Source organism: Mesorhizobium sp. M7A.F.Ca.CA.004.04.2.1, assembly GCF_004022825.1.
In the GTDB taxonomy this organism is placed as follows: domain Bacteria; phylum Pseudomonadota; class Alphaproteobacteria; order Rhizobiales; family Rhizobiaceae; genus Mesorhizobium.
Genome location: NZ_RZPH01000349.1, coordinates 1 through 5,458 on the forward strand (window position 1 = coordinate 1; position 5,458 = coordinate 5,458).

The following is a 5,458-nucleotide window of genomic DNA, read 5'->3' on the forward strand; positions in this document are numbered from 1 at the left end:
GGCCTGCGTGGTGATCGATGCCGAAGCGGCCGCGCCGACATCCACCTCCCAGGCGATACGGTCGCCGCCGGTCATCCCGCCGGCGGTGTTGATCAGCACCGCCTCAAACGGATCGGCCGAGACGGCCGGCATCCTTATCTTGGCGGCGCCGTCCTGATAGAGGCGCCGCAGGCGCGTGCGGCCCTCACTGAGCGCGCAGGAAAGCCGCGCGACGCCCGCAACGCGCTGCGTCGAAATCCCGTCATGTTCGCCGCTAGGTTCGCCCATATCCATGCCTGCACGTTAAGCACTCCGTCGGCTTTGTCGATATGGAGTTCGATATAGCTTGTTGCTTGACAACGTTTCGGTTTCTATAGAGGGAACCACCTTGGTACGGTCATGCTGCGCTTGGCGGAGGCATTAAACGACGACGACGGCTTGATACCAGGAGAAAAAGGGGCGCTGCTCAGTTGGCGTCGGGAAACGTCGAGATAGTGGGGAAGGAACCGAATGGCCGACCAGCTGGCAACGGATATCATCGCGAAGATCAAGGCTCATGCCGAGCCGGGCGGCGAAGAAATCACCACCACCACCGAATTGACCTCGCTTGGCATCCATTCGCTCGAGCTGACGGAGATTATCTTCGATCTTGAGGAAGAGTATGGCGTCGAGATCGAGATGAACACGGTCGACGCCTGGAGCAATCTGAAGAACGTCGGCGACATGGTCGAAGCTGTGCGCGCGCTGATCGCGAAAAAAGCCTGAACTGAATGCGGCAGCGCGTTGTCATCACCGGCATGGGCGGCATTTGCGGGCTCGGCACCAGCGCGCCCGCGATCTGGAACGAGATGCGCGCCGGCCGCTCGGCCATCGGCCAGATCACAAGTCCCCAACTGCATGATTTGAAGGTCAAGGTCGGCTGCGAAATCAAGGCGCTTCCCGATCACGGAATCGACCGCAAGCAGACCGTGTCGATGGACCGCTTCAGCCTGCTGGCGACCATCGCAGCCAGAGAAGCCATGCAGGAGGCCGGCCTGGTTTCGAATGAAGCCACCACCTATCGGATGGGCACCGTCGTCGGTGTCGGCGTCTGCGGCTGGGAGGCGATCGAAGAGAGCTATCGCGCCATCCTGGTCGAGGGCAAGAACCGCGCCGGTATCTTCACCGTGCCAAAGGTTATGCCAAGCGCGGCCTCCGGCCATGTCAGCATGAGTCTGGGCCTGCGCGGCCCGGTCTTCGGCGTCACCTCGGCCTGCTCCTCCTCCAACCACGCCATCGCCTCGGCCGTCGACCAGATCAGGCTTGGCCGCGCCGATGTGATGGTCGCCGGCGGCACCGATGCGCCGCTGGTCTGGGGCATCCTGAAGGGCTGGGAAGCATTGCGCGTGCTGGCGCCCGATACCTGCCGGCCATTCTCGGCGGATCGCCAGGGCCTGTCGCTCGGCGAGGGCGCCGGCATGGCGGTCCTGGAAACCTACGAGCATGCCATGGCGCGCGGCGCCACCATCCTTGCCGAGGTCGCCGGCGCCGGCCTCTCCGCCGATGCCTCCGACATTGTCGCGCCGACCGTCGAAGGGCCGACAGCGGCCATGCGCGCCTGCCTGGCCGATGCCGGCTTCAATCCCGAGGATGTCGACTACCTCAACGCCCATGGCACCGGCACCAAGGCCAACGACCAGATCGAGACGGCAGCGATCAAGCGCGTCTTCGGCGACCATGCCTACAAGCTTTCGGTGTCGTCGACCAAGTCGATGCACGCCCATTGCCTCGGCGCATCGGGGGCGCTGGAGATGATCGCCTGCGTGATGGCGATCCGCGAAGGCATGGTGCCGCCGACGGCCAATTTTCGCGAGGCCGATCCCGATTGCGACCTCGACGTCACGCCGAACGTGCCTCGCGAGCGCAAGGTGCGCGCCGCGATCAGCAACGGCTTCGCGTTCGGCGGCACCAATGCCGTGCTGGCCTTCAAGGCCGTCTGATCTAAGGGGCGCGCGATCTGCCTCAGGCAGACCATTCCGTTGATTGTTCGTGCACGACGAAACCTTCACCGCCATATTGATCGTGCCGTGCGCCGCGTCTAATCCTTGGCCGACCCGCCAAGACCGCGCCGCTCGGCGCGAACCCCATTCAGGAGTTTCCATGGCAGACCTGTCCGCCTTTCCGATCGCAACGCGTTGGCCGGCCAAGCATCCGGACCAGCTCCAGCTCTATTCGGCGACAACGCCGAACGGCGTGAAGATATCGATCGCCCTGGAGGAGCTCGGCCTGCCCTATGAGCCGCATCTGGTCAACATCGGCAAGAACGAAAGCTGGACACCGGAATTCCTGTCGCTCAATCCCAACGGCAAGATACCGGCGATCATCGATCCGAACGGTCCGGACGGCAAGCCGATCGGCCTGTTCGAATCCGGCGCCATCCTGCTCTACCTCGCTGAAAAAACCGGCCTGCTCATGCCCATCGATGCCGCGCGCCGCTACGAGACCATCCAGTGGGTGTTCTTCCAGATGGCTTCGGTGGGGCCGATGTTCGGCCAGGTCGGCTTCTTCCACAAATTCGCCGGCCGCGAGATCGCCGACAAACGCCCTCTGGAGCGCTATCGCGACGAGTCAAAGCGACTGCTCGGTGTGCTCGACGGCAGGCTGAAGGGGCGCAAGTGGATCATGGGCAATGACTACACCATCGCCGACATCTCGCTGCTCGGCTGGGTGCGCAACCTGATCGGCTTGTACGAAGCCCGCGAACTCGTCGGCTTCGACGATTTCGCCAATGTCTCGACATGGCTGGAGCGCGGCCTGGCGCGGCCGGCGGTGCAGAAAGGCCTGACCATCCCGGCCAAGGGATAGCCAGCCTTCGAAGCGCGGCTATTTGGCCTTCGCTTTGGCCTTCGAACCGCCTTTGCCCATGACGGAAGCGGCGAGCGACGCAGCACCTCGGGCGGCGACCATGACCGCGCCGGCAGCGACGTTGGCCGTCGCCTTGGCCGTGCGCATCGCACTGCCGCTCAGGGAGTCGCTGGAACTCGCGGGCTTCTTCGGCTTTGCGGCTTTCGGCGCGGCTTTCGCTGCGGTCGGCACCACTTTCTTCGGCGCTGCCTTGCCGAAGGCCGGCTTGGCGTCCTTCGAACGGGCTGTCATCGCCGGGCCGGCGCCGGCCTTGGATTGGGTCGCCTTGCCCTTGGCGGGCGCGGGCTTTCTTGCCTTGGTTGCCATTGGACCGAATCCCTCTTTTGGCACAATTGCCGTGTCGGGATAACGCCCTGAAAGTCTTAAGGTTCCCCTTGCGCAATCCGTCGAATCAAGCGGAAAGGCCGATCACCAGATCGGCAGCCCGGCGCCGCGCGAGCACGCGTTCGATGTTGGGCAGGTCGTTGGACGCGATCCAGGCGCGCGCATCTTCATCGGAGCGGCCATGTCCGTGCCAGCGCTCCATCAGGCGGCGCTCGAGCTCGTTGCGCGGCACGTCGACGAAGATCGAGAAATCGAACAGCGGCGCCAGCCGCGACCACGGCTCTTCGTCGAGCAGCAGATAGTTGCCCTCGACCAGGATGAACTTGGTTTGCGTGGCGACGATCGAAGCAGCGGCGCGTGACAGTTCCATGCTGCGGTCGAAGACCGGGATGGCGATGTCGGGTTCGCCGGCACGGATACGCTTCAGCAGGGCCTCAAACCCGGCAAAGTCGAAGGTTTCCGGCGCGCCCTTGCGCGCGCGCAGGCCGCGCCGCTCGAGCACTGCGTCGTCATAGTGGAAGCCGTCCATCGGCACGACCTCAGCCGCCCCTTCGGGCAGCAGTTCATGCAGCCTTGCCGACAGCGTCGACTTGCCGGAGCCTGGTGGACCGGCAATGGCGACGATGAAGCGCTTTGCCTTGCCGGCGCGTTTGAAGATGGTGGCGGCGAGATGGGCGATTTCGGACATGAGAGCCTCGCTTGCCTGGATGATCGGCACGATAATTTCCGCTGTATCTTGTCGGCAGTTGGCGGAAATTTCAAATCGGGATTTGAGCTATTGGAGGCGGTCTTTTGCCAAAGTTGGCGCCGCCCCTCATCGCCCTGCCGGGCACTTCTCCCCGTATAGTGACGGGGAGAAGGGGCCAGCCGCAATCTCGGCGCCTACTCTGTAACGCTGGTAGTTGGCGAAATCGGTGATGAGAGCACCCCTCTCCCCGTCACTATACGGGGAGAGGATGCCGGCAGGCAGGTGAGGGGCGGCGCCAACTTTGGCAATTGATGGGAACCCCTGAACGAACAGAAGTAAACTGTGCTGTTCGTTCAGGCAGCCACAGGCTGCCCAATACGCAGGAAATCGCTGTCGAAGGGAACCTCCCGCGCCGCGCCACCGGCCGTCAGCCGCATGCGGCCATCCGCCGTCGTGAGCTCCTGCGGTGGCTCGCCGCCAGATAGCGGCATGGCGCCGATGACATGGCGAAAGGAAACGCTTTGGCTTTCGTCCAGCGCAAAGGCGGTCGCTACCCCTTCGCGCCTCAGCCAGTTGTCGCCGATCGAGGCGGCATGGCCGACGGCGGCGCGGCCATCCTCGATGCCGAGCACGCCAAGGTGGCGGCCGCTCCAGGGCGCGTAGTCGCGCCCGCCATTGCTGAGCCACAGCATGGTGATCGGTAGCTCGGCAGGGTTCTTCAGCACCAGCACCAGATCGTCCTCGGCCTGGCGCGCCAGCGCGGTCCAGCCCGGTCCGCCATGATCTGTCTCGACCAGCGTGAGGAAATCCTCGCGCAGGTCGCCCATGCGGTATTCCGTCAGGTCGAGCGTACCGCCGCCTGCGGCGGGAAAACGGCCGAGATCGGCGGATCGTGCCGGATAGGCCAGCAGGAAGCGGCCGCGTGCGGGATCCGGCTCCAGCGGGTCGTCCAGCGTCGCGGCAAACCGCTTCGGCGAAAAGGCCAGCCTGCCGCCGCCCGTCATTGTCGTCATCGGGTGATGCGCGACCGAAATCGCACCATGGCCGCCGGAAAACACATGTTCCTGGTAGAGGAAGGGATGGCCGTCGCGCAGCGTCAGGATCTTGTCGATCGAAGCGCCCATCACCTTGTGCCGCAGGCGATAGACCGCGCGCCAGCCATCGTCTGTCGCGGCACTTTCGACGACATCCCAGGCGCTGTTGGCCGGCCAGCCATGCAGCGGCGCTTCCTCGACATCGCTGCGCGAAAACGGCGCGCAGAGGAAATCGCCGGACAGCCGAACGGTGCCTTCCGGCAAATTGTCCGGCAGTGTCTCGTTCGCATCGACCCAGGGTGCGCGGTGCAGCGGCTTCAGCTGCCGCCCGCCACCCTCGACGACCATGTCGGCGATGTGGCCGACCGTGAGGTCGAGCGAAACCGAAATGCCCCGGGCCTTGATGGTGTGGATGGTCATTGCGCTCTCACCGATTCTGCAGGCGCAAACTGGCCTGTTCGGCGGCACCTGCGCAAGCACTGCGACAGGCATTTTGCATCAGCGCCCTTTCACCCTCCCCCTTGTGGGG

7 protein-coding genes are annotated in these 5,458 nt (G+C 64.5%); 3 read left to right on the forward strand and 4 right to left on the reverse strand.

The annotated features are described in order from the left end of the window. Positions 1-267: urease accessory protein UreD (locus tag EN893_RS16810; RefSeq protein WP_206640128.1), on the reverse strand; the 267-nt coding region annotated here is incomplete at its 3' end. A 222-nt stretch (positions 268-489) separates the two neighbouring features. Between EN893_RS16810 and EN893_RS16815 the strand changes: the two genes are divergently transcribed. From EN893_RS16815 to EN893_RS16825, 3 genes are all read left to right on the forward strand, one after another. After that, entirely contained in the window at positions 490-744 is a 255-nt protein-coding gene (locus EN893_RS16815; RefSeq protein WP_128361655.1) for an acyl carrier protein, read from the forward strand. Between the two features lie 5 nt (positions 745-749). After that, positions 750-1,958 (forward strand): beta-ketoacyl-[acyl-carrier-protein] synthase family protein, encoded by a 1,209-nt coding sequence (locus EN893_RS16820; protein WP_127273593.1) that lies wholly within the window; start codon positions 750-752, stop codon positions 1,956-1,958. A 160-nt stretch (positions 1,959-2,118) separates the two neighbouring features. Beyond that, positions 2,119-2,823 carry a glutathione S-transferase N-terminal domain-containing protein gene (locus EN893_RS16825; RefSeq protein WP_127267259.1) on the forward strand — a complete coding sequence of 235 codons (705 nt, stop codon included), beginning with the start codon at positions 2,119-2,121 and terminating at the stop codon, positions 2,821-2,823. 18 nt (positions 2,824-2,841) lie between these two features. On the opposite strand, the gene EN893_RS16830 is transcribed toward EN893_RS16825, so the two are convergent. The 3 genes from EN893_RS16830 to EN893_RS16845 all read right to left on the reverse strand — a co-directional run bounded on the left by EN893_RS16830 (position 2,842) and on the right by EN893_RS16845 (position 5,349). Then, on the reverse strand, positions 2,842-3,189 hold the full coding sequence (locus EN893_RS16830; RefSeq protein WP_127267260.1) for a hypothetical protein: 348 nt from the start codon (positions 3,187-3,189) through the stop codon (positions 2,842-2,844). An 85-nt stretch (positions 3,190-3,274) separates the two neighbouring features. Continuing rightward, positions 3,275-3,895 carry a nucleoside triphosphate hydrolase gene (locus EN893_RS16835; protein ID WP_127267261.1) on the reverse strand — a complete coding sequence of 207 codons (621 nt, stop codon included), beginning with the start codon at positions 3,893-3,895 and terminating at the stop codon, positions 3,275-3,277. 353 nt (positions 3,896-4,248) lie between these two features. Further along, positions 4,249-5,349, reverse strand: coding sequence for a hypothetical protein (locus EN893_RS16845; protein ID WP_127267262.1), 1,101 nt, complete (start codon positions 5,347-5,349; stop codon positions 4,249-4,251). Positions 5,350-5,458 lie beyond the last annotated feature (109 nt).